This is a genomic window from Kitasatospora sp. NPDC058492 (genome assembly GCF_042720685.1).
GTDB lineage: Bacteria > Actinomycetota > Actinomycetes > Streptomycetales > Streptomycetaceae > Kitasatospora.
Genome location: NZ_JBHXMU010000057.1, coordinates 24,450 through 50,925, shown reverse-complemented (window position 1 = coordinate 50,925; position 26,476 = coordinate 24,450). Strand labels below are relative to the sequence as shown.

The window sequence follows — 26,476 nt, the reverse complement described above, 5'->3', positions numbered from 1 at the left end:
GGGAAGCTCGCCGCGACGTGGCATCAGCCAGGTTCGATTATCGGACGGTTCCACTGCGACGGCCCGAGACGTCGGCCTGTCGTGTGACGGGTGCGCCGGGCGGGGCGAACCGAACGGCCGCCAAGTCCTCGTGGACTCGGCGGCCGGTCGTTCAGGCGGTGGCTCAGGCAGTGGCCCAAACGTTGGCTCAGGCGTTGCCGGTGGCGATGCGCTCGGCCAGGGTGCCGTCCAGCGCCTGGGCCCAGAACTGCGCGAGGCCGTGCGGGTCGGCGCAGTCGATCGTCACGTGTCGTACCAGAGATCCCATCCGGCTACTCTGACCTGCCGCGTTCGGCCCCGTCCAGCCGTTTCCTGGAGTGCCGGTGACCGTCCAACGGGAACTCCGGCGGCAAGGCCGTCAGCATCTCCTGGAAGGCGTAGCCGCTCTTCTCCGCGACCCGGCAGGACGCCTGGTTGTCCACCTGGTGCAGCAGGTCGATCCGGACCAGGCCGTCGTCGGCGAGCACCTCGAAGGCCCAGGCGGTGAGCGCCACCACCGCGCGCGGGGCCACCCCCCGGCCGCGGGCCGCGGCCGCCGTCCAGTAACCCACCTCGGCCGCCTCCCCGCCCGGGGTGCCGCGCTTGAGCGCGACGTTGCCGAGCAGTTCGCCCGTGCCGGGCTCGAGCACCGCGAAGCTGTACCGGCGGCCCTCCGCCCGGCCCCGGTACTGCAGCCCGAGCCAGTGCGCGGCCTCCTCGGCGTTCCCCACCGGGGTGCGGGTGAAGCGGCGCAGCGTCTCGTCCCGGTACGCCTCGATCAGGGCCGGCGCGTCCGCGTCCTCGAAGGGGCGCAGCAGCAGGCCCGCGGCCCTCGGGCGCGTGGTGACGGGGGCGGTCACCGCAGTCCCCCGGCCTCGTGGCGGGTGCTGCCCGGTCGTCGGTCGCTCATGGTGCTTCTCCCCGTGGGTGCATGGCCGTTCGCTGCGATCTTCCTAGCAGGTGGCCGGCCGGCCCGCCGCATCGGTCGCCCGTCTGTTCGCGGCGGGCTCAGCAAACGGAATCCGCTCCTTCCACTCTGCTCCCTCAGGCGACACCCCCGATCGGGGGTGTCCGGCGGGCGGGTGGGAGAGGACAGTGGGCGCATGCAGATTCCACTCTCCGTGATGGACTTCCTCGACCGGGCCGAGCTGGTCTACGGCGACCGGGTCGGCATCGTCGACGAGCCGGTGCAGCCGGCCGAATCCTGGGGCGAGCTGAGCTACCGCCGGGTCGCCGAACTGGCCCGGGCGCAAGCGGCCGGGCTGGACCGGCTGGGCGTCGGGCCGGGCGAGCGGGTCGCCGTCGTGTCGCACAACTCGGCCCGGCTGCTGACCTCCCTGTTCGGGGTGAGCGGGTACGGGCGGGTGCTGGTCCCGGTGAACTTCCGGCTGAAGGCCGAGGAGGTGGCGTACATCGTCGAGCAGAGCGGCGCGTCCGTCCTGCTGGTCGACCCCGAACTCGCCGACGCGCTAGACGGGGTGACGGCCAAGCACAAGTTCGTGCTCGGTTCGGACAGCGACGCGCTGCTCCACGACTTCGACAACTCCCCCCGGCGGTACGAGATCGCCGAGAACGACACCGCCACGATCAACTACACCAGCGGAACCACCGCCCGCCCCAAGGGCGTTCAGCTCACCCACCGCAACATCTGGCTGAACGCGGTACTGATGGGCCTGCACTACGGCGCCGGCGACCGGGACGTCTACCTGCACACCCTGCCGATGTTCCACGCCAACGGCTGGGGCCTGCCGTTCGCCCTCACCGGGCTCGGCGCCCGGCACATCGTGCTGCGCAAGGTCGACGGCGCGGAGATCCTGCGCCGGGTCGAGCGGCACGGGGTGACCTTCCTCAGCGGCGCGCCCGCCGTGGTCCAGATGGTGCTGGACGCGGCCGCCGAGTGGGACGGCCCGGTGCCCGGCCGGGACCGGGTGCGGATCGTGGTGGCCGGCGCGCCGCCGCCGACCTCGGTGGTGCAGCAGGTCGAGTCCGAGCTGGGCTGGGAGTTCATGCAGCTCTACGGCCTCACCGAGACCTCCCCGGTGGTCACGGTCAACCGCTCGCGCGCCGAGTGGGACGCCCTGCCCGCCGCCGAACGGGCCGAGAAGCTGGTGCAGGCGGGCGCCCCCGCGCTCGGCACCCGGCTGCGGGTCGACGCCTCCGGCGAGATCCTGGTGCGCTCCAACACCGTGCTGGACGGCTACTGGCAGCAGCCCGCGGCCACCGCGGACGCCCTGCGGGACGGCTGGTTCCACACCGGCGACGGCGGCGTCCTCGGCCAGGACGGCCAACTGACCATCTCGGACCGGAAGAAGGACGTCATCATCAGCGGCGGGGAGAACGTCTCCTCGATCGAGGTGGAGGACTGCCTGTACGGCCACCCGGCGGTCGCCGAAGCCGCGGTGATCGGAGTGCCGCACGAGAAGTGGGGCGAGACCGTCAAGGCGCTGGTGGTCCTCCGGGAGGGCCAGGGGCCCGTCACCGAGGCCGAGTTGATCGCGCACTGCAAGCAGCGGCTGGCCGGCTACAAGTCGCCCACCTCGGTCGAGTTCCGGGCGGCCCTGCCGCGGACCGCCACCGGGAAGCTGCAGAAGTTCCGGCTGCGCGAGCCGTACTGGGCGGGGCGGGAGCGGCAGGTCGGCTGAGGCGCACCCACTGGCCCCGACCAGGCACGTTCACCGGTCGACCAGGCATGTTCACCGGTCGATCAGGCCGGACTCGCGTGCCGCCAGGGCGAGTTCGGTGCGGTTGCGGACGCCGAGCTTGTGCATCGCGGACTTCAGGTAGCCCGTCACGGTGTTGCAGGTGAGGCCCAGCCGGGCAGCGATCTCCGGATTGGTCCGGCCGGTCGCCGCCCAGCGCAGCACCTCGTGCTCGCGCGGGGTCAACGGCCGTACGGGGGCGGCCCGTCGGGGCGGCGCGGACCGCCAGGCGGCCGCCCCGGCCAGGGCCCGGGTCGCCGTCGCGGCCAGTTCGCCGACGGCGGCGATCCGCACGTCCCCGAACGGGACGACGGCACGCAGCGACGCGTACACCACGCCGTACACGGTGTCGCCGTGCAGCAGCGGCACGGTGAGCATCGCGTACAGGTCCTCGGCGCTGACGGCGGCGTCGTGGTCGTGCGAGATCGTGGTGGCGGCACGGTAGTCGGGCACCCAGCTGGGCGCCCGCTCGGCCAGCGCCCGCCCGCCCAGGCCGGTGCCGGTCGGGACGGCCCGGTCGTGCAGCAGGTCGGCCCGGGTGCCGGCCCAGTGGCGCAGCACCATGCCCGCGTCGCGCCCCCGGGGCCCGGCCGGCGGCTGCGGCACGCCGACCAGTCCGACGTCGGCCCCGCACTCGGCCACCACCCGCCGCGCGAGGTCGCCGAGCACGGCGTCCCGCACCAACTCGGCGGCACGGGCGGCGAGCCCGGGATCGTCCGAGTGCGCCGGGGTGGTGAGGGTGTCCGCGGCCCCGGGGCCCGTCTTCGCCCTTGTCATCGCGAGATTGTCACACGCGGCACGGCCGCTGGCGAGAGTGCTGACATGGGTGTTCCCCGCGTCTTCGACGCAGTGGCGGGCACGGCGGCCGGGCCGGGCGTAGGGTGCGGCCGTGACGTACCGGCGGATAGTGCGCCGGACCCGGAAGGAGGGAAACCGATGACGGACCCGAACACCCCGACGACGCCCGCGGCGGACGTCCTGGCCGCGCTGCTGGACGACCTGCGGGCCGAGAGCGCGGCGCTGGACGCCCTGGTGGCCGGACTGGACCCGGCCGGCTGGGCGCGCCCGACGCCCGCCGAGGGCTGGACGATCGCGCACCAGATCGCCCACCTGGCCTGGACCGACGACTGGACGGCGCTGGCCGCGCGCGACGCGGACGGCTTCGCCGCCACCCTCGACGAGCGCTTCGGCACGCTGCCGGCCGCCGGCGTCGACCCGGTGGACGAGGGCGCGGCGAGCGGCGCGGCCGCCGCACCCGCGGACCTGCTCGCCCGCTGGCGCGCCGGCCGGGAGGAGGTGTCGGCCGCACTGGCCGCCACCCCGGCCGGCACCCGACTGCCGTGGTTCGGCCCGCCGATGAAGCCCGCCTCGATGGCGACCGCCCGGCTGATGGAGACCTGGGCGCACGGCCAGGACGTCGCCGACGCGCTCGGCGCCGCCCGCGAGCCCACCGCCCGGCTGCGGCACATCGCCCACCTGGGGCTGCGCACCCTCGGCTTCGCGTTCACCCTGCACGGGCTGCCCGCCCCCGAGTCGCCCGTCCGGCTCGAACTGACCGCGCCCGACGGCGGCCTGTGGACCTTCGGACCGGACGGCGCCACGGACCGGGTGACCGGCCCGGCCCTGGACTTCTGCCTCCTGGTGACGCAGCGCCGCCACCGCGACGACCTCGCCCTCACCGCCACCGGCCCCACCGCGACCGCCTGGCTCCCCATCGCCCAGGTCTTCGCCGGCGCCCCGGGCAAGGGGCGGACGCCCGCCCGAGTTGACTGATCGTCACATTCCCTGGCGTGGAGGGCGGTCCAGGGTCCCGCCCTCGGCTCACCCCGCTCAGAGTCCGATCCGCAGCGGGGTGAGCCGGGTGGCGATCAGGTTGGTGGCGCCGCGGTCGCGCTCGATGCGGCCGTGGACCAGCAGGCCGGCCCGGTCGAGGGCGGTGCGGCGCCGGGACTCCCAGACCGGGCGGCTGCAGACCACGTTGATCAGGCCGGTCTCGTCCTCCAGGCTGAGGAAGAGCACCCCGCCGGCCGTCGGCGGCCGCTGCCGGTGGGTGACCAGGCCGCCGACCACCACCTCCGATCCCGGCGCCGCGTCGGGGAGTTCGGCGGCGGACAGGGCGCCGCCGCGCTCCAGGCGGGCGCGCAGGTGCTGGAGCGGGTGGCTGGTGGCGGAGGTTCCGGTGGCCCACAGGTCGGCGATGGTCTCCTCGACCGGGCTCATGCCGGGCAGCGGCGGCGCCTCCGTCCCGGGCGTGGTCCCCGGGATCAGTGCGGCCGAGATCCCGGCGAACGCCCCTGCCGCCCACAGCGCCTGACGTCTCGTCAGTCCGAAGCAGTCGAAGGCGCCCGCCGTCGCCAGCGCCTCCAGCGCCGGCGCGGGCAGACCGGTGCGGCGCGCGAAGTCCTCCAGGTCGGCGTACGGTTGCCCGGCCGCGATCGCCGCGGCCTGCGGGGCGCCGATGCCGCGCACCGTCTCCAGGCCCAGCCGGATCGCCGGCTGCGGGCGGCCCGCGGTCAGCGGCGGCTCCGGCGTCGCCCCCCGGTGCGGCTCCAGGGTGGGGCGCGGCGCGCTGGCGTTGACGTCCACCCCGCGCACCCGCACGCCGTGCCGCCGGGCGTCCGCGACCAGGCTCAGCGGCGAGTAGAAGCCCATCGGCTGGTTGGCCAGCAGGGCGCAGGTGAAGGCCGCCGGGAAGTGGTACTTGAGCCAGGCGCTGGCGTACACCAGGTAGGCGAAGCTGATCGCGTGGCTCTCCGGGAAGCCGTAGTTGGAGAACGCCTCGATCTTGCCGTAGACGTCCTCGGCGACCTCCTCGGGGATGCCGCGCTCGGCCATCCCGCCGAGCAGCCGCTCGCGCAGCCGGGCGACCCGCTCGTGCGAGCGCTTGGCGCCCATCGCCTGCCGCAGCCGGTCCGCCTCGGCGGGCGTGAACCCGGCGCAGTCGATGGCGAGTTGCATCATCTGCTCCTGGAACAGCGGCACCCCGAGGGTCTTGCCGAGCGCGTTCTCCATCAGCGGGTGCGGGCAGCCGGCCGGTTCGGCGCCCGCCCGGCGCCGCAGGTACGGGTGCACGGAGCCGCCCTGGATCGGGCCGGGCCGGATCAGCGCGACCTCGACCACCAGGTCGTAGAAGTGGTCCGGCTTGAGCCGGGGCAGCGTCGCCATCTGGGCCCGCGACTCGACCTGGAACACGCCGACGGTGTCCGCCCGGCGCAGCATCGCGTACACGCCCGCGTCGCCGTCCGGGATGGTGGCCAGGTCGTAGCGCAGGCCGTGGTGCTCGGCGACCAGGTCGCAGGCGTCGTGCAGCGCGGCGAGCATGCCGAGGCCGAGCAGGTCGATCTTCACCAGCCCGGCGCCGGCGGTGGACTCCTTGTCCCACTGCAGCACCGAGCGCCCGGGCATCCGGGCCCACTCGGTCGGGCAGATCTCGCCGATCGGCTCCCTGGTGAGCACCATGCCGCCCGAGTGGATGCCCAGGTGGCGCGGCAGGCCGTGGAGTTGGGCGGCGAGCGAGAGCACGTCGGCGGGGATCACGGCGTCCGCGCCGGGCGCGGAGCGGAAGTCGGTCTGCCGACTGAACGCGTCCACCTGGCCCTGCGGGTAGCCGAGCACCCTGGCCGCGTCGCGGATCGCCAGCCGGGGCCGGTAGGTGATCACGTTGGCGACCTGCGCGGCGTGCTCGCGGCCGTAGCGGCGGTAGACGTACTGGATGACCTCCTCGCGGCGGCGGTTCTCGATGTCCAGGTCGATGTCGGGCGGCCCGTCCCGGGCGGTGGACAGAAAGCGTTCGAACAGCAGCTTGTAGTGGACCGGGTCGACGGCGGTGATCCCCAGGGCGTAGCAGACCGCCGAGTTGGCGGCCGAGCCGCGGCCCTGGCACCAGATGTCCTGGCTCCGGCAGAAGTCGACGATGTCGTGCACGATCAGGAAGTAACCGGCCAGGTCGAGGTCCTCGATGACGTCCAGCTCCAGGGCGAGCTGGCGCCGGGCGGCCGCGTTGCCGGGCCCGAAGCGGGCCGGGCCCCCGGCGGCGACCAGGGCGCGCAGGTGGCTGATCTCGCTCTCGCCCTCCGGGACGGGGAAGCCCGGGAGCTCCGGGTCCAGCCTGGTGAAGTCGAAGGCGCAGGAACGGCCGAGTTCGGCGGTCGCCCGCCGCACCCCCGGGAAGCGGGCCAGCCGGGCGGCCATCTCCCGGCCGGAACGCAGGTGCGCGGTGCCCGCGGCCCGCGTCCAGCCGACCGCGTCCTGGAGGGTGCGGCGCCCGTGCAGCGCGGCCAGGCTCTGCGCCAGCCGGCCCTGGGCCGGGCCGGCGTGGTGGGCGTTGGTGGAGGCGACCACCGGGAGGCCCTGCTCGGCGGCGAGCGCGGCGAGGGCGTCATTGCGCCGGTCGTCGCCGGGAAGCCACTGGTCGATCAGCTCCACGTGGACGTTGTCGCGGCCGAACGCCTCGGTCAGGGTGCGGAGTTGGTGCCCGGCCGTGCCGTCGTCCAGCTTTGCCGGGACGCGGCCGAGGCGGCAGCCGGTGAGCACCGCCCAGTGGCCGCCGTGCGCCCCGGCCAGTGCCGCGAGGTCGTACGCCGGGCGGCCCTTCGCGCCGCCGGCCAGCTGGGCGGCGGCGATCGCGGCGGACAGTCGGCGGTAGCCGGTCGGGTCTCGGGCCAGGACCAGCAAGTGTTCCACCTCTGCGCTGTTGTGACGGATCGTCAGTTCGGCGCCGAACGCGGTGGCCACGCCCGTCCCCCGGGCCGCCTCGGCCAGCCGGACCGCGCCGTACAGGCCGTCGTGGTCGGTGATCGCCAGCGTCTCCACGCCCAGCCGGGCCGCCTCGGCGACCAGGTCCTCCGGGTCGCTGGCGCCGTCCAGGAAGCTGAAGGCGGAGTGGACGTGCAGTTCGGCCCAGGGCTCGCCGCCGTCGCCGGGGGCTCCGGGGGCGGGGGCTCCGGGGGCTCCGGGGGCTCCGGGGGCGGGCTCCTCCTGGGCGGGGCGGTGCAGGGGGACGACCGTACGGTCCGGCGCGGCGCCGGTCAGGCGGCGGTGCAGCTCGCTCCAGGGGAGGGTGGGGTGGCTGGTGAAGCCCATCGGGGGTCGCCTTCGTTCTCGCGGTTCGTCACCTCTCCCCCCTCGGCCCCCTCGGATCTCCCCCCTCGGGCCGGTGGCCGTCAGTCGTAGCCGGCCTCCAGGTACCACGCACCCCCCTCCACCGTGAGCAGCAGCGCCCGGCCACCGCCCAGCACCACCTGGAACCGGGCCCGGCGGCGGGCGAGCGACTGGTCCCACCAGTACTCGACCGCCGGCCAGGGGCCGGTCCAGCCGTCCACCCGCTCCTGTCGCCCCTGCCCCTCCCTGCCCGACGGGCCATCGTGGAACACCACCAGGGCCGGGCGGGCCGACACCCCCGCCCGGCCGTCCACCGTGACCGGCAGCCCGGCCTCGTCCAGCACCCGCACCGGCACCGGCTCCCGCAGCACCACCGCCGGCCACACGTCCGGCAGCCGCCCGGGCCAGGGCGCGCCGACCGACCCCGCCGCCTCGTACGGTTCGCCCCACGGCACCTTGACCGCCTGCTCGCCCGGACCGCGCCCGCCGGCCGGCTCGATCCGGCGCAGCCCGGCATGCCCGAGCACCGCCTGCACCCGGGCCACCGCGCGCTCCACCCGGTCGTCCGCGACCGCCTGGCCCCACAGCGCCAACTGGCGCCCCTGGTCCGGGGAGAGGCCGTCGGGGGCCAGCCGGAGCAGGGCGAACCCGACGTCGGGCGCCTCCCCGGACGCCTCCCCGGACGCGGCGAACGTGCCCGCGCCCTGCCAGGCCTGGAGTTGCCAGCGGACCCGCTCGGCCAGCGCCGTCGCCGACAGCCCGCCCTCGTGCCGCCACAGCCGCGAGGCCGTCCGCCCGTCCGCGCAGGCCACCTCGACGGCCACCCGGCGGCAGGTCAGCCCGGCCCCGGCCAGCCGCTGGTGCAGCTGCTCGGCCAGCGTGCGGGCGACGAACACCAACGGCTCAGCCAGCGGCTCGGGCGGGTCGAAGCGCTGCTCGACGGCGAGGTCCGGCTCCTGGTCGCGCGGCACCAGCGGGCGCGGCTGCAAGCCCCGGGCCAGCCGGTGCGCCACCGCCCCCGCCGGGCCGAAGCGGTCCGCGACCGCCTCGGGCGGCAGCGCGGCGAACGCCCCGACGGTCGGCAGGCCGAGCCGCCCCAGCACCTCCGCCAGCGCCTCGTCGCCGAGCACGCCCACCGGGTACGGCGCGAGGAACTCCGCCGTCCGCCCGGCCGGCACCAGCACTCCGGCGCGGGCGGCGAGCACGGCGGCGAACAGGCCGTCGGCGACGCCGACCTGGGCGGGCGGGGGCGGGGGGTGCTCCGTCGCAGGGGTGGTATCCGTACCGGGCACGGCGACCGCGCCGGGGGCGGCGTCCGGGACCGGCTCCCGGGCCAACGCGTCCGCCACCGCCGTCCGGACCTTGGCCGCCAGCGCCTCCTCGCCGCCGAAGTAGCGGCCCGGCCCCTTCACCGGGATCGCGCACAGGCCCGGGCGGACCACCTCCACCCGGGGCGTGAACGCCTCCACCGCCGCGACCACCGGCTCGAAGCGGCCGGTCTCCGCCTCCGGGTCGCGGTCGCGCAGCTCCAGCGCCGGGCAGAGCCGCTGGGCCAGCTTGAGCCGCTGCCCCTGCCGCACCCCGGCCGCCCGGGCACCCGCCGAGCAGGCGAGGATCCGCCCGCCCTCGGTCACCGCCACCGGGTCGTCGCCGGTGACGGCCGCCACCGGCCAGTCCGGGCACCAGACCACCAGCACCCGCGGTGTCCTGTCGTCCGCCATCGCTCACACCACCGCTACCCGTTCGAGCGGCTGCTCGACGGCCCCGGGCCGCCCCGGAACGGGACGCTCCAGGACGGGACGCTCCAGGACGGGACGCTCCAGGACGGGACGCGCCAGGGCCGGCCGGTCCAGGACCGGCCGTACCGCGCCGTGCTCGTCCGGCAGCCAGAGCCGGGCGGTCCGCCCGCGCACCGCCGAACCGCGCCCCTCGGCCACCACCTCCACCTGCCGCCCGGCGAGCTGCCCGTAACCATCCCCCAGCCCGAACCAGCGCCCGGACCGCACCCCCAGCCGCAGGGCCGCCCCCGGCCACGGCCCGGCCACCAGCAGCACGCAGCCGCTGCGCCGCAGCACCGCCGCCAGCCGGGTGGCCAGCTTCGGCGGCACCGGGCCGTCCGGGCGCAGCATGACCAGTTCGACCGCGCCGGCCAGCACCGACACCACCTCGGCCCAGTGCGGCCCCGGGTCGTCCGCGACCAGCAGCCGCCGCAGGTCCAGCCCGTACCCCTCGGCCGCGGCCAGCCCCAGGTCCGGCAGCCCGACGGCCGCCGCCCAGCCGCCCTCGGCCTCCTTCACCCCGGCCGCCAGCGCCAGCAGCAGCCCGGTGTCCCCGCCCGCCACCGACACCGCCGTCCCCCGCCGCAGCCCGCCGTCCGGCAGCACCTCCCGCAGCGCCGGCACCACCGGCAGCACGCCCTGCCCGGCCTGCCTGTCCTGCCTGTCCTGCCTGTCCTGCCTGTCCTGCTTGTCCTGCCTGTCCTGCTTGTCCTGCCCGGCCTGCTTGTCCTGCCCGGCCTGCCCGGCCGCCGGCACGGCGGCCGGCGCCACCGGCCGGAGCGTCGGTCGCTCGGCGATGGAATCGAAAGCAGGTTCGAAAGCGGACACAACCCCAGGATCGAACATTCGTTCGCAAAGATTCAAGTCCACACCCTCCCCGCCCCGCCCGTCACACTCCGTAGTTCCCCCTTGCCAACCCCTGGGTGCACGGAAATCAATGGACAGGTCCGACGCGATCAACAGACTGATGCCATGACGGCAACCAGCCCCAAGACCGATCCCAAAACCGACCTCCGGATCTACCTCCAGGACGCCCGCGACGTCCTGCTGTGGAAGCTCGACGGCCTCTCCGAGTACGACCTCCGGCGCCCGCTGACCCCGACCGGAACCAACCTGCTGGGGCTGGTCAAGCACGTCACCGGGGCCGAGGCGATGTACTTCGGCGACACCTTCGGGCGGCCGTTCCCCGAACCGACGCCGCTGTGGTTCACCGGCGACACCGAGCCGAACGCCGACCTGTGGGCACGGGCGGACGAGACGACGGAAGAGATCACCGGGCGCTACCGCCGGGTCTGGGCGCACACCGACGCCACCATCGAGGCGCTGCCGCTGGACGCGATCGGCCGGATACCGTTCGGCCGGCGGGCCGAGCAGACCCTGCACCGGATCCTCGTCCACATGATCGCCGAGACCCACCGCCACACCGGCCACGCCGACCTGCTCCGCGAACTCGTCGACGGCACCACCGGCCAGCGCCCCGACGGGATCAACACCGCCCCCGGCGACGCGGCCTGGTGGCAGGCCCACCACGCCCGCGTGGAGCGGGCCGCCCGGGAGGCCGGCGGGCTCGTCTGACCCGCCCGGTACAGGCTGGAGCCCTGCGGTGGCTTGCGGTGGCTTGTCCGCGCTGGTGTCGGATGGGGCGGCTAGGGTCTGGGGGTCAAGGGTCGGGGCGGTGGAAGTCGGGGGACGTGGGGGGCATGGGGGACGTGGGGTGTGCGCGGGTGGCGGCGGACGGATTGCCGAGTGGGGTGGTGCATCCGGGGAGCCGGGAGTTCCTGATCCGGGAGGGGCTGCCGCTCTCGGGGGCGTTCCTGGACTTCGGGGTGCTCGGCGACGGGGCGTTGGCGGCACTGCCCGAGGCGGAGCGGCTGTTCGTCCTAGGTGAGACGGAGTACTGCGCGCCGTTCGCCGCGGCCGGCGGCCTGGTGCTGCTCGACGGAACGACCGGCGAGGTGTTCCTCGGCGAACCGGGCCCGCAGCGGGACCTGCTGGCCTCCGGTCTGCCCGCGCTGGCCGGATTGGTGCGGGAGGTGGAGGCGGTCGCCGAGGCGGCCCGGCGGGCGGACGCGCTGAACGGGCGGCGCGGCCCCGCGGCGGTCGCCGAGGTGACGGCCGGGGCCGAACGGCGGATGCGGGAGATCGACCCCGGGCTGTTCGGGCGGTCCGCGACGCCGCCCGCGCACTGGGGCACGGCACTGCTCGTGCGGACGCTGGGCTGGGGCGCGCTGCCCGGCGGTCCGGGCGGTCCGGCGTACGAGGTCGGCCCGGAGCTGGTGGCGGAGCTCGCCGCGCTGACGGGCGAGGAGGGCGGCGCGGGCCTGGTGCACCGCTACCGGGCGGAGGAACTGCCCGACGGGCTGGTGCACGAGCCGACCCGGCGGCTGCTGACCGAGATCGGACTGCCGCTGGGCGGGGCGATGTTCGGGGTCTGCGAGGAGCCGCTGGTCACGATGGCGGAGGCGTACCCGGAGTACTTCGACGGCGAGGAGGAGCGCCCGTACCAGCGGGAGTTCCTGGCGCTCGGGGACTGGCCGACCGATCTGACGATCGCCCTGGACGGCATCACCGGCCGCCTGGAACTGCCGGACTGGTACGACGACGGCCAGCCGGAGGCCTACCTCAACCGCGACCTGTCCGCCCTGCTGTACGCGCTGTGGACGTACGAGCGGCTGCGCGCCGAGTGGGAACGCTGGGACTGCGGGCGGGGCCGGGACACCTGGGCGGTGTTCGACCCGCAGTCGCTGCTGAGCACCGTGGTGGACCGGCTCGTGGAGGCCGTCGACCCGGAGGCGTTCGCCTCGCCCGGGTGCTCGTGGCGGCTGCTCGCCGAGGACGCGCACATGGGCGGCCTGCTCGGGTGATCCCGGCGGCGCCCCGGACAGTGCGCCGGTACGCTGCCCCGGTGACGAACATCCGTACGGCGACCGGGCGACGGCGGGCGGTGCTGCTCACCTTCGGCGCCGTCCTGTCCCTCGCGGCGGCGGGCTCGCTGTACGGGCTGCTGTACGTGCGGTCACTGGACTTCGGCGAGCGCTGCGAGCAGGGCCTGGTGCCCGGCGGCGGACGGCTGCTGGAGACGGGCGCGTCCTGGCTTCCGCCGGACGCGTGGTGCCGGTTCGAGGACGGGAGCATGTCCACCACGCCGTTCTGGGCGCTGCTGCTGTTCTACGCCCTGCTGACCCTGGTCGTCTGGTCGGTGACCGCGCTGCTGCGGATCCACCGCCCGCGCCCGCACCTGGGGCTGGACTGGCAGCCGGGGCACGGGCCGGGCTGGTAGGCCTTCAGGCCTGTCGGGGCTGCGCGGGGAGCTGGGTGGGGACGGGGCCTTCGGAGGCTTCGGCTTCGGCGTCGGCTTCGGCTTCGGCTTCGGCTTCGGGGAGCCGGCGGCGGGTGCGGATCGGGGAGAGGAAGACCGGCAGGAAGGCCACCGCGAGGACGGCTCCGCCGAACCAGAGGGTGGCCCGCAGGCCGACGAGTTCGCCGAGCAGCCCGGACAGCGCGGAGCCGATCGCGAGCGCGCCGGTGAGCAGGAAGCGGAAGGTGGCGTTCATCCGGCCGAGGAGCGCGTCCGGGGTCATCCGCTGGCGCAGGCTCACCCCGAGGACGTTGTCCATCCCGGTCTTGAGCGAGACCAGCAGCCAGCCCGCCCCCGCCGCGAACAGCCAGGGGCCGTGCCCGATCAGCGGCACCAGCAGCCCGGCGGGCGCCACGCAGACGCCGGCCAGGCCGAGCGTGCGTCCGTAGCCGAGTCGGGCGGCGATCGGGCGGGCGCAGCGCGAGCCGAGCAGGGTGCCGACCCCGCCGACCGCCCAGAACAGGCCCAACGCCCCGGCGGGAAGGCCCAGTTCCCGCACGAACAGCACCGGGAGCAGGGTGTTGACGAGTTGGAAGCCCAGGTTGGTGAGGGCCCCGGTGAGAGCGAGCGCGCGCAGTTCCCGGTTGCCGAGGACGTGCCGCAGCCCCTCGGCGATCTGTGCTCCGAGCCCGCCGCCCCCGGGCCGATCGCCGCCGCCCCCGCCCTCGCCCCCGTCCCCGCCCTCGTCGGCGATCGGCTCGGAGGTGGAGGCGGGGGTTCGGCGCAGCCCGATCAGGCGAAGCGCCGAGCCGAGGTGGCTGAGCGCGGTCGCGACGATCGCGAACGGCGCGGTGAGCAGTTGGACCAGCAGGCCGCCCGCGCCGCGCCCGGCGACGTTGCCGACCGCCATCAGGCCGACGACGGCGGCGTTCGCCTGCACCAGGTGCCCGCGGCCGACCAACCGGGGCAGCACGCTCTGCGAGCCGACGTCGAAGAAGACCGTCGCGCAGCCGGTGAGCAGCGCGACCGCGTACAGCTGCCAGAGGGTGAGCCCGCCCAGCCACCAGGTGAACGGGATCGAGGCGTACAACGCGGCCTTCACCAGGTCGGCGACGATCAGCACGCGGCGGTGGCGCATCCGGTCCACCCAGGCTCCGGCGGGCAGGCCGATGAGCAGGAAGGCGAGGGTGCTCAGGGTGGCGAGGACGCCGACCTGCCCCGGGCTCGCGCCGAGCGCCTCGACGGCGATCAGCGGGACGGCGACGTAGCCGACGTTGGTGCCGAGTTGGGCGAGGGCGGTCGCGGTGAAGAGGGTGCGGAAGTCGGCGGTTCGCCAGAGGGAGTGGGGGTGCATGGTCCGTTCAGTCGCGTGAAGCGGTGGGGGTCGGTATGGGGGCGGGGGCCTGGGCCCGGTGATGTTTCGTCAGAAAAACACCGGCGAGTACGACGATCATTCCGGCGACGGTCCGGATCGTCAGCTCCTCGCCGAGGACGAGCGCGCCGAGCGCCGTGGAGACCACCGGCAGCAGATAGCCGACGGTCGCCGCACTCGTGGGGCCTTCCGTGGCGATGAGACGGTAGTTGAGGTGGAAGGTGAGCCCGGTGCAGGCGACGCCGAGAACGGCGACGGCGACGAGTCCCAGCGGATCGGCGCCCGCGACCGGGTCGAGCGAGCCGCTGACCGGGAGCGCGAGCGTGCTCAGCCCGGCCGCGGCCGTGAGCTGGGCGGCGGAGAGCGCCAACGGGCCCGTTCCCGTGCCGGTGAGGGCACGGGCCATGTAGGCGAAGGCGATCGCGTAACTGGCCGCCGCGCCGAGCAGGGCGAGCGCGGGCAGGGCCGGGAGGCCGCCGCCGTCCCGCCACGGGGAGAAGATCAGCAGCACGCCCGCGAAGCCGAGCACCAGACCGCCCAACCGCAGCGGACCGCGGGCCCGTTCGGTGCCGCGGGCCCGTTCGGTGCCGAGGGCCCGTTCGGTGCCGAGGGCCCGTTCGGTGCCGAGGGCCCGTTCGGTGCCGAGGGCGAGGCCGACCAGCAGGGACCAGAGCGGGGTGGTCGCGTGCAGCACCCCGGCCAGGCCTGAACCGACGCCGCGCTCGCCGTACGCGGTCAGCAGGAACGGCAGCACGTTGCAGAGCAGCGCCGCCAGCGTGAGCCGGCGCCAGACGGCGGCGCCGCGCGGCAGGCGCTGCCGGGCGGAACGGGCGAGCAGCAGCAGGACGGCGGCGCCGAGGACCGAACGGAGCACGGTGATCTGCACGGGGGTGAGCCCGTGCTGGAGCGCGAGCCGGATCCAGAGGAAGCCCGAGCCCCAGAACAGGGCGAGAACGGCCATCCGCAGCACGGGCGGTGCTCCTTCTGTCGAGGTGACGGTGTCGGGTGTGTCGGTGTCGGGTGCCCGGGGGCGGTGTCGGGTGCCAGGGGGTGCCAGGGGGTGTCGGGGGGTGTCGGGGGGTGTCGGGGTGTTCGACGACGGTCCCGCGACGGGATCCGGTAGCACAAGCGAAATGTTCTTCACCACCTTTAAGCTGAGCTACATGACTGAGGTACTCGACGTCCGACGGATGCAGGTCCTGCGGGCCGTGGTCGACCACGGCTCGGTGAGCGCGGCGGCCGGCGCGCTCGGCTACACCCCGTCCGCCGTCAGCCAGCAGGTGGCGGTGCTGGAGCGGGAGACCGGGACGGCCCTGCTGGAACGCGTCGGGCGCGGCGTGCGGCCGACCGCCGCCGGACTGCTGCTCGCCGGGCACGCCGCCGTCATCGAGCGGCAGGTCGCGGAGGCCGGCGCGGCGCTGGCCGACCTGCGGGCCGGGCGCAGCGGCAGCCTGACCGTGCGCTACTTCGCCACGGCCGGCGCCGCGTTGGTGGCCCCGGCGGTGGCCGCGTTCCGCCGAACACACCCGGGCGTACGGCTCGACCTCGGCATGACCGACCCGGAGGACCCGCTCACCGAGGTGCTGGACGGCCGGGCCGACCTCGCGGTGGCGGTCCGGTCCGACGGCGCCGCGCACCCCGGCCTGCGGCTGGTCCACCTGCGCGACGACCCGTACCGGGCGGTGCTGCCCAGGGGCCACCGGCTCGCCGCGAAGCGCGTCCTGGACCTCGCCGAGCTCGCGGACGAGCCCTGGGTGGGGGCCGAGCCGCCCGGCCCGTGCCGGGAGGTCGTCCGGGGGGCCTGCGACGCGGCCGGGTTCGGGCCGTCCATCGCGGTGGACAGCGCCGACTACGCGACGGCGCAGGGCTTCGTCGCGGCCGGACTGGGCATCGCCCTGGTCCCCGCCCTCGGGCTCGCCCAGCGCCACCCGGGCGTCACCGTGCGTCGGCTCCGCGGCCCGGAGCCGGTCCGTGCACTGCACGCCGCAGTACGCGAGGGCGCCTGGGGACAGCCGGTGCTCGGCGCGCTGGTGTCCGCGCTGCGGGTGGCGGCGCAGCCGTAGTACCACCGGCCCGACCGCCTCCGGGCGGTGGCGGTGTGATCTCACTCTCGCGGGGGCCGGGTTAGCGCCCGTACAGCGGACGGCAAAGGCACGGACAGGGCACGGGCAGGGCACGGGCAGGGCACAGGCAGGGCTGCGCCAATTCGTTGAAGAGAGTCGAAGAGAGCTGAAGAGAAAGGAAGTACGGAACGTGGACAGTGCTACCGGGGACCTCTACCGGGCCTTCGCGGAGCGGGAGGCCCGCGGCAACTCGGCGAGCTACCAGGACCTCGCCGAACGCGTCGCCGGAGACGAGGAGTTGTGCGCCCTGCTGGACGGACTGCCGGTCGCGAAGCGGCAGCCGAACCTGCTGTTCGGTTCGGTCCGCCACCTCGGCGGACCGGTGACGGCCGGCTATCCGGCCTTCCGCACCTGGGTATCGGCGCACTGGGACGAGGTCGCGGCGACGATGCTGCGACGGCGGACGCAGACCAACGAGGCCGGCCGGTGCGCCACCCTGCTGCCGCTGCTGTCGGCGCTGCCGCAGCCGCTCGCGCTGATCGAGGTGGGGGCCTCGGCGGGGCTCTGCCTCTACCCCGACCGGTACCGGTACCGGTACACGGTTGACGTGGGCGACGTGGGCGACGTGGGCGACGTGCGCGACGTGCGCGACGTGCGCGACGTGCGCGAAGCGGGCGACCCGGCAGTCGAGTTCGGTGCCCAGGAGAGCCCGGTGACGCTGGAGTGCGCGGTGCGCGGGCCGGTACCGCTGCCGGCGTCGCTGCGGGAGCGGCTGCCCGAAGTGGTCTGGCGCGCCGGGATCGACCTCAACCCGCTGGACGTCCGGGACGAGGAGGACGTGCGCTGGCTGGAGTCGCTGGTCTGGCCCGAGCAGGCCCACCGGCTGGAGCGGCTGCGCGGCGCCGTCCAGGTCGCCCGGGCCGAGCCGCCGCACCTGGTGCGCGGCGATCTCAACGCGACGGTACGGGAGTTGGTAGCGCAGGTGCCTGCCGGTGCCACGCCGGTGGTGTTCCACAGCGCGGTGCTCGCCTACCTGTCCCCGGAGGCGCGGGAGGAGTTCGCGGTGACCATGCGCGGCCTGCCCGGGCACTGGATCTCCAACGAGGCCGTCTCGGTGCTGCCGGCCGTCGAGCGGCGACTCCCCCACCCGGCGCCCGCCGGATCCGGGCTGTTCGCGCTCGCTCTGGACGAGCGGCCGGTGGCCTTCACCGGACCGCACGGGCAGTCCCTCCACTGGTTCCGGTCCCGGGACGGTCTCGGGGCTTGAAGCTGCCGCAGCGGCAGCTTCTACCGTCGTGACCGGGGCCGGAGGAACCGGCCCTGGTCCAAGCGAACGTGAACGAGGGAGACGGCGCATGGCAACGGCTTGGCCGATCGCGGAAGTCGTCCGGATGTCGGGCGTGACCGCCCGGACCCTGCGGCACTACGACGAGATCGGCCTGCTGCCCCCGGCCTGGATCGGCTCGAACGGCCACCGCTACTACGAGGAGCGGCAGTTGCTCCAGCTGCAACAGATCCTCGTGCTGCGGGCGCTGGGGGTCGGGCTGACCGGGATCGCCCGGATCCTGGGCGACCAGGTGGACGAGCTGGAGGCCCTGCGGGACCACCGGCACCGGCTGCTCGCCGAGCGCGACCGGCTGGACACCCTGGCCGCCACCGTCTCCCGCACGATCGCCGACCTGGAACGTTCCCGAAAGGACGGCACACCCATGACCAGCATCAACCGCCCGGAGAACCTGTTCGAGGGCATCCAGCCCGGCGACGTCGAGGAGAGCCTGCGGGACTTCCCCGAGCACGCCGAGGCGGCGCGGCGCGCCACCGCCGCGATGAGCCAGGCCGACGTCGAGGCCGGACAGCGCGAGCGGACGGCGCGGATGATCCGCCTGGCGGAGCTGCTGGCGGCCGGCAACCCGGCGGACGCCGAGCCCGTGCAGAGCCACATCGACGCCGAGTACCTGGCGCTCACCTCCCTCCGGACGGTCTCCGTCGAGGAGTTCCGCGCGATCGCGCGCTCCTGCACGGAGAACGCCCAGTGGAGTGCCGTGTACGAGGCCATCACCCCGGGCCTGGCCGCGTACCAGCGGGCCGCCATGGAGGCGTACGCGGAGGCGCGGCTGGCCTGAGCCACCGGCGGGGCGGGGCGGCAGGGCCCGGCCTCTCCGCCGCCCCAGTCGGGGTGGCAGGGAGGGCCCGCCCCGCCTCGCCCCGCCGTCACTCGGTGCGCAGCGCCGTGACCGTCCGGGTGCGGGCGGTCCAGGCGGCGGGGAGGAGGGCGCCGAGCAGCGCCAGTACCAGGCCGCCGAGTATCAGCGGCCCCACCACCGAGGGGTGGAACACGGTGAGGTCCGCCTCCGGCACCCCGACCCCGGCGGCGCGGGCCATCGCCGGCATCACCTGGTGGTGCAGCAGGATCCCGATCGGGACCCCGATCAGCCCGGCCACCAGCCCGCTGCCGCAGACCGAGGTGAGCACCATGCCGACCGTCTGCCGGGGCGACATCCCCAGCGCCTTGAGCACCCCGAGGTCGTGCACCCGCTCCCGGGTGTCCAGCAGCACCGTGTTGAGCACGCCCAGGCCGGCCACCACGGCCAGCAGCAGGGTGAGCGTCCCGGCGAGGGTGTTCATGGCCAGCATCACGATGCTGATCTGCTGCCGACCCGCTTCGGCGCTCAGGCCCAGCGGCCGGACGGCGTCGTCGAGCCCGTCCGCGTACGCCTGCGCGTCCGTGCCCGGGGTGAGGTCGATCTGGAAGGCGACCGTGTCGGCCTGGACGGCGGTGCCGAGCGGGGCCAGCGCGGCCCGGTCGACGAACACCTGGTCGTTGGTGGTCAGGACCTCGCCGCTGATCCGCACCGGGGTGCTGCGCCCGTGGTCGGTGAGGGTGACGGTGTCGCCGACGCGCACCTGGTTGGCGCGCAGGAAGGCGGTGGCGACGACCACCTCGCCGGGGCCCTGGAACCATCGGCCGGAGATCAGCTGGTAGCCGCCCCAGGAGGCGTCCCCGGTGAAGGCGATCACCGCGGTGCGCCCGGTGTTCCCGGCCACGGCGACCGGTGTCGGAGCGGTGCTGTACCAGGCCCGGGTACCGGGGCGGTCGGCGATCGCCCCGGCCGCGGCGGCCTCGTCCACGTGGTCGGGGGCCTTCGTCGAGCTCTCGATCGGGGTCTGGACCACGACCTTGCCGGAGCGCCCGGCCTGGAGGCCGTCCTGGAAGGAGCCGAGCGAGAGCGTCAGGCCGACGCACAGGGTGACTCCGGCCGTGCCGAGCACCACCGCGGCGGCCGTGGTCGCCGAGCGGCCCGGCCGGGTGAGCGGGGTCGCCAGCCCGAGGCTCAGGGCGCGCGGCACCGGTAGGCGGCCGATGAACTGCCGGACCCTGGCGACCGGACCGGACGCCCCGGCCGGACTCGACGCCCCGGCCGGGCCCGACGTGTCGACCCGACCAGACGCACTCGCCTGGCCGGAAGCCCCCGGACGGCCCGGGCCGCCGCGGGAGGCTGCCCGCCGGGCGCCCGGCGCCGTCCGGCCGACCGCGAGCGCCTCCACCGTGCGCAGCCGGCCGGCCCGCAGCGCGGGCACCAGGGCGGTGCCCGCCACGGCTGCCAGGGCCACCGCCGAAACGGCGACGTCCACCCAGAGCGGGATGCCGAGCAGACCGCCGCGCAGGGCCTTGTGCGCCACCCCGAGGACGGGCACGGACAGCAGGTTCCCGCCGAGCACGCCGAGCGCCGTGCCGACCCCGGCCGGGATCAGTGCCTGGCCGACGTAGGCGCGCGCCACCTGGGACGGGGTGAAGCCGAGCGATTTGAGGATGCCGATCCGCCGGGTGGCGGCGCTGACGGCGCCGCTGACCACGACGCCGATGATCAGCACCGACATGGCCAGGCCGAGTACCCCGAAGGCCGTCACGAACGGGACGAAGGTCGCGGCCGTCCGGTTGGCCTCCGTCTGGGCCGGCCGGTACGAGGTGGCCCTGGAGAGGGCGCCGCCCGGCACTGCGGCGGCGAGCGCCGCACGGTCGGTCTCCACCTCGGCGTCGGTGTCGGCGTGGGCGAAGCGGTAGAGGTACTGGGCGGCGGGCGCCGTACCGGGCGCGGTGAGCCCGGCGACCTGTTCGGGGGCGATCCAGCCGTCCGCGCTCCAGGAGGGGGAGGCGGCCAGGCCGACGACCTTGAGGACCGGGTGCCCTGGGAGGTCGGGGAACTGCATGCTGTCGCCGACGCCCAGCGGCGAGTGGCCGTCCAGGAACACCACCTCGCCGGGGCCGGCGAGCCAGCGGCCCATGGTGATCCGCAGGCCGTCCAGCGGGCCGTCCTTCGCCCGGCCGACCAGCGTCACCGGCGGGAGCAGGCTGCCGGCCGGCGGGATCCGGAGCTCGTCGCCGGCGCGTGGCTGGACGGTGAGCGCCGGGTAGGGGCCGGCCGAGGCCGTCACGCCGGGGGCGTGCGCGGTCGCGGCGAGTTGGGCGGGGCTCGCCCTGGCCGGGTCGTACAGCACGTTGAGGTGCGCGCCGCGCTGGTCGGCGAAGGTGCGCTGGTACGGGCCCTGGGAGGCGGCCAGCAGGCCCGTGGCGAGGATGCACGCCGTCACGGCCGCCATCGTGGTGAGTACCATGACCAGGGTCTGCACCCGCTTGCGGCCGACCCCGGCGCGAACCACCTTGCCCAGTACGCTCATGCGCCCGCCTCCCTTCGCCCGGCGGGGGCGTTCGCCCGCACGCGCCCTCCCGTGATCCGCTCTCCCCCGGCCTCCGGCCGGGGGCACCCCCACCACCCGCTCATCGCACACCGCCGGGGGCCGGCACGGCCGCGGTGTCCCGGACCAGCCGGCCGTCGAGCAGCTCGATGGTCCGGTCGGCGCAGGCCTCGGCGAGCGCGGTGTCGTGGGTGACCAGCAGGATCGTCTGGCCCTCCGCGTTGAGCCCCCGGAGCAGGTCGCGGACGTCGGCGGCCGAGGCGGTGTCCAGCGCCCCGGTCGGCTCGTCGGCGAGCAGCAGCGGCGGGCGGTTCATCAAGGCCCGTGCCACCGCGACGCGTTGGCGCTCGCCGCCGGAGAGCCGACCGGGGAAGGCCTTGGCGTGCCGGGCGACCCCGAGCCGCTCCAGCAGCTCGCCGGCCCGGGCCCGGGCCTGCTCCCGCCGCATCCCGGCGAGCTGGGCCGGGAGCAGCACGTTGTCCTCGACGTTCAGGTCGTCCAGCAGGTTGAAGAACTGGAACACCATGCCGATCCGCTTCCGCCGGTACTCGGCCAGGGCGGCCTCGCCGAGCTCGTGGACGGCCACGCCGTCCACCTCGACGGTGCCCTCGCTCGGGCGGTCGAGGCCGGCGACCAGGTTCAGCAGGGTGGACTTGCCGCTGCCCGAGCGGCCGAGCACGGCCAGCGCCTCGCCGGCCCGGACCTCCAGGTCGAGCCCGGCCAGCGCGGGGTGGGCGGCGTCGGATCGGTCGTACGTCTTGCTGACGCCGCGGATCCGGATGATCGGCGCGTTCACGGGCCCTCCACGATTCGAGGTCCGGCACCGGAAGTCCGGGCCGGCTGACGGGACATGACGCTACGAATTCGGGGCGGGGCACGGACAGCCGCCTGGACGGCCTCTCGGGGGTGTATCCAGGTACACCCCGGATTGGGGGCGCAGACCTAGAGCGCTGCACGTCACGGCGCGGCAGACTGACGCCGGATGATCAACCGGGGCCGCGGGGCCACCGACCGGAGGGGAGGCGCGGGATGAGGACGAGCGCAGTGTCCAGGGCCGTCGCGCAGCTGGAGGGTGCCGTCGTAGCCGGCGTGCGGGCGCTCTACATGGTCACGTTGGCCGTCACGGGGCTGATGGCGCTGCTGGCCGGGCCGGTCCTGCTGGCCGCCGCCCTGCTCGGCCCCGACGACGCCGAGCCGTTCGCCCACGGTCCGGGCGGGCCGCTGATCCTGCTGGTGCCGCTGACGCCGGTCGCCCTCTGGGCGCTCTGCTGGGCCACCGGGGGCGGCGGCCGGGCGGCCGGGGCCGTCCTGTTCGCGCCGGGCGCGCTCGCGCTGATGGCCACCGACCTCTACGGCGGCGCCCCGCCCGGCGGTCGGTCCGGATCGCTCTGCCTGGGGCCGGCGATGCTGGTGCTCGGCCTGCTCGGCACGCGCTGGATCGCGGCGGAGAACCGGCGGATCGTCGGCCGGTGGAGCGGCCGGCCGATCCCGGTGCCGTACCACCGCGTCGACGCCGGGCCGTGGCAGCGGATGCGCGCCGGCGGCTGGTTGGCCGATCCGGCGACCTGGCGGGACCTCCTCTGGGTGCTCGTCTCCGGCTGCGTCATCCCGATCACCGCCGTGATCGTCGTGCTGACCCCGATCGCCCTCCAGGTGCTCGGCCGGAACGGGCCGTTCCTCCCGCTGGGGCCCGTCTACATGATGGGGCTCTACATCTCCCCGCTGGCCGCCCTGTGGGCCGCGCCGCCGATCCTGCGGGTGCACGAGCGGGCAGCCCGAGCCCTGCTCGGCCCGTCCCGGCGGAGCGAACTCGCCCGCCAGGTCAGTCATCTGGCCCGAACCAGGGCGGACACCATCGACGCCGGGGCGGCCGAGCTGCGCCGGATCGAGCGGGACCTGCACGACGGGGCGCAGGCCCGGCTGGTCGCCCTGGGCATGCTGCTGACCGTGGCCGAGCAGGTGAAGGACGACCCGAAGGCCCTGCAACCCCTGCTGGTCGAGGCCCGGATGTCCTCGGTCAAGGCCCTGAGCGAGCTGCGCGACCTGGTCCGGGGCATCCATCCGCCGGTGCTCGCCGACCGCGGCCTGGCCGACGCGGTCGAGGCGACCGCGCTGGACCTCCCGCTGCCGGTCACCTTCACCGGCGGGCTGCCCGGCCGGGCGCCCGCCCCGGTGGAGTCCGCCGTCTACTTCGCGGTGAGCGAGCTGCTGGCCAACGTGGTGAAACACGCCGGCGCCTCGCACGTGTGGATCGAGATAGGGCACAGTGACGGGCTGCTGCGGATATCGGTCACCGATGACGGGCGCGGTGGCGCCAACCCGTCCCGGGGGACCGGCCTCAGCGGAACCGAACGCCGACTGGCCGCCTTCGACGGGGTGCTCGCGATCAGCAGCCCCTCCGGTGGCCCGACCATTGTGAACCTGGAGATCCCGTGCGCGTTGTCATCGCCGAAGACCTCTTCCTCCTCCGGGACGGCCTGACCCGGCTGCTGGAGGCCAGCGGCATGGAGGTCACCGCGGCGGTCGAGACCGGCGACGAACTGCTCGCCGCGGTGGCCGCCGACCGGCCGGACATCGCCGTGGTCGACGTCCGACTGCCGCCCGGCTTCACCGACGAGGGGCTGCGGGCGGCGCTGGCCGCCCGCCAGGCGCACCCAGGGCTGCCCGTCCTGGTGCTGTCGCAGTTCGTGGAGCAGTTGTACGCGCGCGAGCTGCTGGCCGGCAGCACCGGCGGGATCGGCTACCTGCTGAAGGACCGGGTGCTGGACGGCGCCCAGTTCATCGACGCGGTGCAGCGGGTCTCCCGGGGCGGCACCGTGATGGACCCGGAGGTGATCAGCCGGCTGCTCACCCACAACTCCTCGGCCGGCCCGGTCTCCACCCTCTCCCCGCGCGAGCGGCAGGTGCTGGCGCTGATGGCCGAGGGGCGCTCCAACGCGGCGATCGCCCAGCAGTTGGTGATCACCGAGCGGGCCGTCGCCAAGCACACCGCGTCGATCTTCGTCCGACTCGACCTCCAGCCCTCCGACGACGACAACCGCCGCGTCCTGGCCGTGCTGGCCTACCTCAACAACGGCTGAGAGGGGCGACACACAAAGGCTTTCCACCCTATCCACCCCTTGAAGGGCCACCGCCAAGTGAGAGACCGCCCTCCGCTGCAGGGGGCTCGCCCGCTCCGGTCAAGGTCATCTACGCTGGTGACGTGCTCATCCTTGTTCGCCGTCGCCACGTGGACCTGCTCCGCGTGACAAGCATGTCCTGTCGACGCTCCAGCTGAACCTCGCGCCACCCACCCTCAAGGGCAGCCTCCACCCGGCCGCCTCCACCTCCCGGCTCCCGGAGCACCCGCCGCACCAGGCGGCCACTCCGGCCATCCCCCGGTCGATCACCGGGACAGGCCGGGACGAGACCAGCGGATGTCACACATGTCGCAGCAGTACACCCCCATATCCGACTCCCTCCCGGTGATCAACCTCTCGCTCGCCGACGGCGGCCCGGACGACCGCCGCCGACTGCACGACGAACTCCGTGCCGCAGCCACCGACGTCGGGTTCTTCCAGCTCGTCGGCCACGGCATCACCCCGGAGGAGACGGCCGCGCTCACCGACGCGATGCGCGCCTTCTTCGACCTCCCCGAGGCCGACCGGCTCGCCGTGAGCAACCTCAACTCCCCCCACTACCGCGGCTACACCCGCACCGGCGACGAGCGCACCGGCGGCAGCCAGGACTGGCGCGACCAGCTGGACATCGGCGCCGAGCTGCCCTCGCACGTGCCCGGCACCGGCGAGCCCCCGTACTGGTGGCTGGAGGGCCCCAACCAGTGGCCCGCGGCGCTCCCCGAGCTGCGCACCGCCGCGCTCGGCTGGATCGACCACCTCAGCGACACCGCCCGCCGGCTGCTGCACGAGCTCCTCACCGCGATCGGCGCCCGCCCCGACTTCTACGACGAGGCCTTCGCCGGCCACCCCCACCTGCGGCTCAAGCTGGTCCGCTACCCCGGCACCGCTCCGGACGGCGCCGGCCAGGGCGTCGGCGCCCACAAGGACTACGGCTTCATCACGCTGCTGCTCCAGGACACCGTCGGCGGCCTCCAGGTCGAGCGCCCGGACGGCACCTTCCTGGAGGTCCCGCCGATGCCGGGCGCCTTCGTCGTCAACCTCGGCGAACTGCTGGAGGTGGCCACCGACGGCTACCTCAAGGCCACCAACCACCGCGTGGTCAGCCCGGTCGGCGCCCGCGAGCGCTTCTCCGTCCCGTTCTTCTACAACCCCCGCCTCGACGCCCACATCGAGCCGCTGGACTTCCCGCTCGCCCGGCACGCCCCCGGCGCCACCGCGGACCCGGACAACCCGCTGTTCGCCGAGTTCGGCCTCAACGAGTGGAAGGGCTACACGCGGGCCCATCCCGAGGTCACCCGCCGCCACCACGCCGACCTGGCCGACGCCGCCTCCCGGTAGCCCCACACCCCGGAGGCCGAGACCAGTCGCGCCGCAGCACAGAAGCAGCACCGGCCAGAGGCACCAGCACCCCGAGTCCGCCCCCGCCGCTCCCCAGCGGCGGGGGCGGACTCACGTGTGCGGCGGGCCACCGTCGCCGGTGGAGCAGCCGGTGGAGCAGCCGGTGGACCAGGGGGACGGGCACTGTCACACTGCTGCTGTCACAGTGGAAGTGTGCCAGTGCAGGAGGCGGCAGATGGGGGAGCTCGGGGCCGTGGGAGACGGGGGCGGGGTGCGGCTGACGGTCGACGAACTGGCGGCGCGGGCCGGGGTGACGGTCCGGACGGTGCGGTTCTACGGAACGAAGGGCCTGCTGCCACCACCGGAGTTGGGGCCGCGCCGGGTCGGGCTGTACGGGGCGGCGCACCTGGACCGACTGGAGCTGATCGAGGAGTTGCAGCGTCAGGGGCTGACGTTGGCCGCGATCGAGCGGTACCTGGCCCGGCTGCCGGAGGACAGCACGCCGCTGGACCTGGCGATCCACCGAGCGCTGGTGGCGTCCTGGACACCCGAGGCGGCGGAGGAACTGGGCCGGGCGCAGTTGGAGCGGCGGGCCGGGCGGGGGCTGCCGGAGGAGCAGGTGGAACGCCTGGTCGCGATGGGGGCGTTGGAGCGGACGGCCGATCCGGAGCTGTTCCGGGTGGATCCGGGCCTGCTGCCGCTGGGGGTGCGGATCCTGGACGTGCCGATCCCGCTGGAGACGCTGCTGGCCGCGCGGGCGGTGGTGCTGGAGCACAGCCGGGCGACGGCCCGGGAGTTGCAGCGGCTGTTCCGGGAGACGGTGTGGCGGCCCTACCGGGAGAGCGAGCCGGCGCCGGACGAGCTGGCCCTGATGAGGGCGCTGACGGACCACATCCAGCCGATGGTGGCGCAGGCACTGGTCACGGCGTTCCAGCGCTCGCTGCGGGAGGAACTCGGCGAGGAACTGCGGGAGGACTCGGCGGGGAGCTGAACGGG

General features: G+C 75.0%; 22 protein-coding genes. 12 read left to right on the top strand and 10 right to left on the bottom strand.

Going from position 1 to position 26,476, the window contains the following annotated elements:
- Nucleotides 1–187: 187 nt before the first annotated feature.
- Together ACFWPI_RS30325 and ACFWPI_RS30320 are read right to left on the bottom strand one after the other, a co-directional pair.
- Nucleotides 188–307, bottom strand: coding sequence for a VOC family protein (locus ACFWPI_RS30325; RefSeq protein ID WP_380374777.1), 120 nt, complete (start codon nucleotides 305–307; stop codon nucleotides 188–190).
- 4 nt (nucleotides 308–311) lie between these two features.
- Nucleotides 312–878 (bottom strand): GNAT family N-acetyltransferase, encoded by a 567-nt coding sequence (locus ACFWPI_RS30320; protein WP_380374775.1) that lies wholly within the window; start codon nucleotides 876–878, stop codon nucleotides 312–314.
- Between the two features lie 243 nt (nucleotides 879–1,121).
- Between ACFWPI_RS30320 and ACFWPI_RS30315 the strand changes: the two genes are divergently transcribed.
- Nucleotides 1,122–2,660 carry an AMP-binding protein gene (locus ACFWPI_RS30315; RefSeq protein WP_380374773.1) on the top strand — a complete coding sequence of 513 codons (1,539 nt, stop codon included), beginning with the start codon at nucleotides 1,122–1,124 and terminating at the stop codon, nucleotides 2,658–2,660.
- Nucleotides 2,661–2,711: 51 nt separating this feature from the next.
- Here the strand turns inward: ACFWPI_RS30315 and ACFWPI_RS30310 are convergent, their stop codons facing one another.
- On the bottom strand, nucleotides 2,712–3,494 hold the full coding sequence (locus ACFWPI_RS30310; protein ID WP_380341090.1) for a LuxR C-terminal-related transcriptional regulator: 783 nt from the start codon (nucleotides 3,492–3,494) through the stop codon (nucleotides 2,712–2,714).
- A gap of 159 nt (nucleotides 3,495–3,653) precedes the next feature.
- Between ACFWPI_RS30310 and ACFWPI_RS30305 the strand changes: the two genes are divergently transcribed.
- On the top strand, nucleotides 3,654–4,490 hold the full coding sequence (locus ACFWPI_RS30305) for a TIGR03084 family metal-binding protein (protein ID WP_063346990.1): 837 nt from the start codon (nucleotides 3,654–3,656) through the stop codon (nucleotides 4,488–4,490).
- 57 nt (nucleotides 4,491–4,547) lie between these two features.
- On the opposite strand, the gene ACFWPI_RS30300 is transcribed toward ACFWPI_RS30305, so the two are convergent.
- The 3 genes from ACFWPI_RS30300 to ACFWPI_RS30290 form a co-directional block, all read right to left on the bottom strand.
- A complete protein-coding gene (locus ACFWPI_RS30300; protein WP_380374772.1) occupies nucleotides 4,548–7,799 on the bottom strand; it encodes an error-prone DNA polymerase in 3,252 nt (1,083 codons plus the stop codon).
- 80 nt (nucleotides 7,800–7,879) lie between these two features.
- Complete coding sequence (locus ACFWPI_RS30295; RefSeq protein ID WP_380374770.1) at nucleotides 7,880–9,538, bottom strand: DNA polymerase Y family protein; 1,659 nt, start codon at nucleotides 9,536–9,538, stop codon at nucleotides 7,880–7,882.
- 3 nt (nucleotides 9,539–9,541) lie between these two features.
- Nucleotides 9,542–10,366 (bottom strand): hypothetical protein, encoded by an 825-nt coding sequence (locus tag ACFWPI_RS30290; RefSeq protein WP_380374769.1) that lies wholly within the window; start codon nucleotides 10,364–10,366, stop codon nucleotides 9,542–9,544.
- 201 nt (nucleotides 10,367–10,567) lie between these two features.
- Between ACFWPI_RS30290 and ACFWPI_RS30285 the strand changes: the two genes are divergently transcribed.
- From ACFWPI_RS30285 to ACFWPI_RS30275, 3 genes are all read left to right on the top strand, one after another.
- Complete coding sequence (locus tag ACFWPI_RS30285) at nucleotides 10,568–11,170, top strand: DinB family protein (RefSeq protein WP_380374768.1); 603 nt, start codon at nucleotides 10,568–10,570, stop codon at nucleotides 11,168–11,170.
- 62 nt (nucleotides 11,171–11,232) lie between these two features.
- Nucleotides 11,233–12,459 (top strand): SUKH-4 family immunity protein, encoded by a 1,227-nt coding sequence (locus ACFWPI_RS30280; RefSeq protein WP_380374767.1) that lies wholly within the window; start codon nucleotides 11,233–11,235, stop codon nucleotides 12,457–12,459.
- Nucleotides 12,460–12,500: 41 nt separating this feature from the next.
- Nucleotides 12,501–12,875 (top strand): hypothetical protein, encoded by a 375-nt coding sequence (locus ACFWPI_RS30275; RefSeq protein WP_159398386.1) that lies wholly within the window; start codon nucleotides 12,501–12,503, stop codon nucleotides 12,873–12,875.
- 4 nt (nucleotides 12,876–12,879) lie between these two features.
- On the opposite strand, the gene ACFWPI_RS30270 is transcribed toward ACFWPI_RS30275, so the two are convergent.
- Together ACFWPI_RS30270 and ACFWPI_RS30265 are read right to left on the bottom strand one after the other, a co-directional pair.
- The gene (locus ACFWPI_RS30270) at nucleotides 12,880–14,247 is read right to left on the bottom strand and encodes an MFS transporter (RefSeq protein ID WP_380374766.1); all 1,368 of its coding nucleotides are present in this window, start codon (nucleotides 14,245–14,247) and stop codon (nucleotides 12,880–12,882) included.
- Nucleotides 14,248–14,254: 7 nt separating this feature from the next.
- Nucleotides 14,255–15,226: a DMT family transporter gene (locus ACFWPI_RS30265; RefSeq protein ID WP_380374796.1), complete on the bottom strand. Its 972-nt coding sequence runs from the start codon at nucleotides 15,224–15,226 to the stop codon at nucleotides 14,255–14,257.
- Between the two features lie 229 nt (nucleotides 15,227–15,455).
- Here ACFWPI_RS30265 and ACFWPI_RS30260 point away from each other — a divergent pair, with 229 nt between their 5' ends.
- From ACFWPI_RS30260 to ACFWPI_RS30250, 3 genes are all read left to right on the top strand, one after another.
- Nucleotides 15,456–16,328 (top strand): LysR family transcriptional regulator, encoded by an 873-nt coding sequence (locus ACFWPI_RS30260; protein ID WP_380374794.1) that lies wholly within the window; start codon nucleotides 15,456–15,458, stop codon nucleotides 16,326–16,328.
- Nucleotides 16,329–16,518: 190 nt separating this feature from the next.
- Nucleotides 16,519–17,595: a DUF2332 domain-containing protein gene (locus ACFWPI_RS30255; protein WP_380374765.1), complete on the top strand. Its 1,077-nt coding sequence runs from the start codon at nucleotides 16,519–16,521 to the stop codon at nucleotides 17,593–17,595.
- Between the two features lie 88 nt (nucleotides 17,596–17,683).
- Nucleotides 17,684–18,451, top strand: coding sequence for a MerR family transcriptional regulator (locus ACFWPI_RS30250; protein WP_380374763.1), 768 nt, complete (start codon nucleotides 17,684–17,686; stop codon nucleotides 18,449–18,451).
- An 88-nt stretch (nucleotides 18,452–18,539) separates the two neighbouring features.
- Here ACFWPI_RS30250 and ACFWPI_RS30245 read toward each other — a convergent pair whose 3' ends face one another.
- Together ACFWPI_RS30245 and ACFWPI_RS30240 are read right to left on the bottom strand one after the other, a co-directional pair.
- The gene (locus tag ACFWPI_RS30245) at nucleotides 18,540–21,005 is read right to left on the bottom strand and encodes an FtsX-like permease family protein (RefSeq protein ID WP_380374761.1); all 2,466 of its coding nucleotides are present in this window, start codon (nucleotides 21,003–21,005) and stop codon (nucleotides 18,540–18,542) included.
- 100 nt (nucleotides 21,006–21,105) lie between these two features.
- Nucleotides 21,106–21,819, bottom strand: a complete 714-nt coding sequence (locus ACFWPI_RS30240) for an ABC transporter ATP-binding protein (protein WP_244293320.1) — start codon at nucleotides 21,817–21,819, stop codon at nucleotides 21,106–21,108.
- Between the two features lie 233 nt (nucleotides 21,820–22,052).
- Here ACFWPI_RS30240 and ACFWPI_RS30235 point away from each other — a divergent pair, with 233 nt between their 5' ends.
- The 4 genes from ACFWPI_RS30235 to ACFWPI_RS30220 all read left to right on the top strand — a co-directional run bounded on the left by ACFWPI_RS30235 (nucleotide 22,053) and on the right by ACFWPI_RS30220 (nucleotide 26,471).
- Entirely contained in the window at nucleotides 22,053–23,504 is a 1,452-nt protein-coding gene (locus ACFWPI_RS30235; protein ID WP_380374760.1) for a sensor domain-containing protein, read from the top strand.
- Nucleotides 23,456–24,103, top strand: a complete 648-nt coding sequence (locus ACFWPI_RS30230; RefSeq protein WP_063347002.1) for a response regulator transcription factor — start codon at nucleotides 23,456–23,458, stop codon at nucleotides 24,101–24,103. Before ACFWPI_RS30235 ends, ACFWPI_RS30230 begins: the two co-directional genes overlap by 49 nt.
- A 345-nt stretch (nucleotides 24,104–24,448) precedes the next feature.
- Nucleotides 24,449–25,480, top strand: coding sequence for an isopenicillin N synthase family dioxygenase (locus tag ACFWPI_RS30225; protein WP_380374759.1), 1,032 nt, complete (start codon nucleotides 24,449–24,451; stop codon nucleotides 25,478–25,480).
- A 235-nt stretch (nucleotides 25,481–25,715) separates the two neighbouring features.
- A complete protein-coding gene (locus ACFWPI_RS30220) occupies nucleotides 25,716–26,471 on the top strand; it encodes a MerR family transcriptional regulator (RefSeq protein ID WP_380374757.1) in 756 nt (251 codons plus the stop codon).
- Nucleotides 26,472–26,476 lie beyond the last annotated feature (5 nt).

Excerpts from the sequence above, each read along its gene's own strand:
- ACFWPI_RS30325 (WP_380374777.1), bottom strand. The coding sequence starts at position 307 with ATGGGATCTCTGGTACGACACGTGACGATCGACTGCGCCGACCCGCAC.
- ACFWPI_RS30315 (WP_380374773.1), top strand. The coding sequence starts at position 1,122 with ATGCAGATTCCACTCTCCGTGATGGACTTCCTCGACCGGGCCGAGCTG.
- ACFWPI_RS30310 (WP_380341090.1), bottom strand. The coding sequence starts at position 3,494 with ATGACAAGGGCGAAGACGGGCCCCGGGGCCGCGGACACCCTCACCACC.
- ACFWPI_RS30305 (WP_063346990.1), top strand. The coding sequence starts at position 3,654 with ATGACGGACCCGAACACCCCGACGACGCCCGCGGCGGACGTCCTGGCC.
- ACFWPI_RS30300 (WP_380374772.1), bottom strand. The coding sequence starts at position 7,799 with ATGGGCTTCACCAGCCACCCCACCCTCCCCTGGAGCGAGCTGCACCGC.
- ACFWPI_RS30295 (WP_380374770.1), bottom strand. The coding sequence starts at position 9,538 with ATGGCGGACGACAGGACACCGCGGGTGCTGGTGGTCTGGTGCCCGGAC.
- ACFWPI_RS30285 (WP_380374768.1), top strand. The coding sequence starts at position 10,568 with ATGACGGCAACCAGCCCCAAGACCGATCCCAAAACCGACCTCCGGATC.
- ACFWPI_RS30280 (WP_380374767.1), top strand. The coding sequence starts at position 11,233 with ATGGGGCGGCTAGGGTCTGGGGGTCAAGGGTCGGGGCGGTGGAAGTCG.
- ACFWPI_RS30270 (WP_380374766.1), bottom strand. The coding sequence starts at position 14,247 with ATGCACCCCCACTCCCTCTGGCGAACCGCCGACTTCCGCACCCTCTTC.
- ACFWPI_RS30265 (WP_380374796.1), bottom strand. The coding sequence starts at position 15,226 with ATGGCCGTTCTCGCCCTGTTCTGGGGCTCGGGCTTCCTCTGGATCCGG.
- ACFWPI_RS30260 (WP_380374794.1), top strand. The coding sequence starts at position 15,456 with ATGCAGGTCCTGCGGGCCGTGGTCGACCACGGCTCGGTGAGCGCGGCG.
- ACFWPI_RS30250 (WP_380374763.1), top strand. The coding sequence starts at position 17,684 with ATGGCAACGGCTTGGCCGATCGCGGAAGTCGTCCGGATGTCGGGCGTG.
- ACFWPI_RS30245 (WP_380374761.1), bottom strand. The coding sequence starts at position 21,005 with ATGAGCGTACTGGGCAAGGTGGTTCGCGCCGGGGTCGGCCGCAAGCGG.
- ACFWPI_RS30235 (WP_380374760.1), top strand. The coding sequence starts at position 22,053 with ATGAGGACGAGCGCAGTGTCCAGGGCCGTCGCGCAGCTGGAGGGTGCC.
- ACFWPI_RS30225 (WP_380374759.1), top strand. The coding sequence starts at position 24,449 with ATGTCGCAGCAGTACACCCCCATATCCGACTCCCTCCCGGTGATCAAC.
- ACFWPI_RS30220 (WP_380374757.1), top strand. The coding sequence starts at position 25,716 with ATGGGGGAGCTCGGGGCCGTGGGAGACGGGGGCGGGGTGCGGCTGACG.